Origin of the sequence: Flagellimonas flava, assembly GCF_050617915.1 — a bacterium.
GTDB classification, from domain to species: domain Bacteria; phylum Bacteroidota; class Bacteroidia; order Flavobacteriales; family Flavobacteriaceae; genus Flagellimonas; species Flagellimonas flava_A.
In genome coordinates this window covers 1-246 of sequence record NZ_JBODQE010000126.1, presented here as the reverse complement: position 1 = coordinate 246, position 246 = coordinate 1, and the positions used below count along the sequence as shown (strand labels likewise).

General features: G+C 52.8%; 1 protein-coding gene. It reads right to left on the bottom strand.

What is annotated here, in order from left to right:
- Positions 1 to 246: MFS transporter (locus ACRHOZ_RS21240; RefSeq protein WP_431130344.1), on the bottom strand; the 246-nt coding region annotated here is incomplete at both ends.

The window sequence follows — 246 nt, the reverse complement described above, 5'->3', positions numbered from 1 at the left end:
CGATGCAGAATGTCCCGAGCCCGACAATCAGTATCGTGATGACCAGCGCTTTTTTGCGGCCCACTTTATCACCGATGTGACCAAAGACAATTCCACCCAGTGGCCTTGCCAGGAAGCCCACGGCATAGGTGGCAAATGCCGCCAGCGTACTGATTAACGGATCGTCACTGGGGAAAAACAGATGTCCAAAGAACAGCACAGCGGCGGTGCCATAGGCAAAAAAGTCATAGTATTCGGCTGCAGTAC